This is a genomic window from Frisingicoccus sp. (genome assembly GCF_048388605.1).
GTDB lineage: Bacteria > Bacillota > Clostridia > Lachnospirales > Lachnospiraceae > Frisingicoccus.
The window spans coordinates 1-1485 of the sequence record NZ_DBGCTU010000032.1 but is presented as its reverse complement, the minus strand read 5'-3'; the positions used below and the strand labels follow the sequence as shown (position 1 = coordinate 1485).

The 1485-nt window shown below is 42.2% G+C and carries 3 protein-coding genes; 2 read left to right on the top strand and 1 reads right to left on the bottom strand.

Annotation, left to right across the window (positions count from 1 at the left end):
- Positions 1-141 precede the first annotated feature (141 nt).
- On the top strand, positions 142-468 hold the full coding sequence (locus tag ACMN7X_RS08095) for a hypothetical protein (protein ID WP_418746958.1): 327 nt from the start codon (positions 142-144) through the stop codon (positions 466-468).
- Here the strand turns inward: ACMN7X_RS08095 and ACMN7X_RS08090 are convergent.
- Positions 465-686 carry a helix-turn-helix domain-containing protein gene (locus ACMN7X_RS08090; RefSeq protein WP_007835189.1) on the bottom strand — a complete coding sequence of 74 codons (222 nt, stop codon included), beginning with the start codon at positions 684-686 and terminating at the stop codon, positions 465-467. The genes ACMN7X_RS08095 and ACMN7X_RS08090 overlap by 4 nt on opposite strands.
- A 113-nt stretch (positions 687-799) precedes the next feature.
- On the opposite strand from ACMN7X_RS08090, the gene ACMN7X_RS08085 reads away from it, so the two are divergent.
- Positions 800-937, top strand: a complete 138-nt coding sequence (locus ACMN7X_RS08085) for a hypothetical protein (protein ID WP_418746957.1) — start codon at positions 800-802, stop codon at positions 935-937.
- Positions 938-1485 lie beyond the last annotated feature (548 nt).

The window sequence follows — 1485 nt, the reverse complement described above, 5'->3', positions numbered from 1 at the left end:
AAGTGGCCGGTCCTATCCGTCACGGACAAGACCGGCTGCTTATTATAGCAGGTAAATGAAAACAAAACTATAATTGTATGGTAAATGGAAAATTGTCGTAATATTTTTAATATCTCTGTCCGGCATGGGTGGAGCGTTTCTATGGAAAATATGGCTGGAATCCGATTTCTCAATTTCAGGAGGAAGACTTCGAGCGGTGTACCGTTCTGCTTTACAATTGAAGCCGGTGACGGTACAGCCGGCTGCATAGCAAAAGAAATATTCTCTTTCGTCAGTGCCGCTGTTCCTGAACAATGTGCAAGGGAATGGATGATTCAGTCAGGAGCAATGGAGCCGTCGGAGTTCCTTCAGGCCGTGGCTGACATGGAGGATGTCAGGCTAAAGGCAAGGCTGCTGGCTCTTGAACTTGCAGCTATGAATGCTAAATGTAATCTTTTGGATACCATTCCATGGGACAGACTGAACTAACGGTGTTTCTTACGCTTGCGGCCACGTTTGGGCAGACCGGTTTCCTTGTAGGCTATCAGGTCAGTTCCTCTGAACACCCTTTTTGCCTTATCAGGAATCTTCAGGAAAGCCAGCGGCTTTTCCAGATAACGGATATAGGCATAGATGGTACAGCGGTGAACACCCAGGTAGCGTGCTGCCTCCTTTACTGAATATGTCTTTTCCGGAACGACTTTCATTATATCTCATGCTGGTTAATCTTTTCGTTTATTGGATACCGTAAAGGTAAACAACTGATTATTAGCTGTCAATACGTCAAATATGGGATTATTCCGGAGATTGTGGGATTTGTATGGATTATGTGTTACCTGTCATATTCAATACGGCTGGGGTAAGGCGATTGATAACGAATCTGTTTTACGGAAATCAGGAAGGCATATATTTGATGGTTGACAGCGTTGACAGCAAATCCAATGAAAATCCGGTATAAAGTCTGTCTGGGAAGTTTCTGTAATACAGTATGTTATATTCTTTCTTATTTTACTTATAAAAAATAGGGTATTATAATGTGTCAACGTTTGGCTATGGATTTTTAGCTGACTGAAAATTATGGCTACGCCTGTCAACGTTTGTCAACGCATGATTTCTATATGAAGTATCTGATACACTGACAGATACTTTCTGTCAACACTGTCACCCCTGAAACGGGTGCATTTTATTATCTGAAAATATCTGATGCGAAAGGGATACAGGTTATCCTAATGTACCATTACATCCACAGGTTTGTTCAGCATGCCTCTGCAGATATTTTTTTGCAAAGGTATCTCCGGCATTGCAAACGTCAAACACAGGGCTGAAAATCTTCCTCAAACGGGGTTAAGCGTATTTTCAGCTTTCCTTGAAGTTTGCCTTATTGAATACCTGCGCTTCTGAGAACTGCAAAAAATATCCTTCGGGCAAGCTGAAAAACTTGCTGACAGAAGGGAAAAAATCAGAGCGTATGGTACAGATGGACGAAAGCATCAGAAAGCAGTTGGA

Bases quoted from the DNA above. Each gene is read 5' to 3' on its own strand.
- ACMN7X_RS08095 (WP_418746958.1), top strand. From the start codon at position 142: ATGGAAAATATGGCTGGAATCCGATTTCTCAATTTCAGGAGGAAGACT.
- ACMN7X_RS08090 (WP_007835189.1), bottom strand. From the start codon at position 686: ATGAAAGTCGTTCCGGAAAAGACATATTCAGTAAAGGAGGCAGCACGC.
- ACMN7X_RS08085 (WP_418746957.1), top strand. From the start codon at position 800: ATGGATTATGTGTTACCTGTCATATTCAATACGGCTGGGGTAAGGCGA.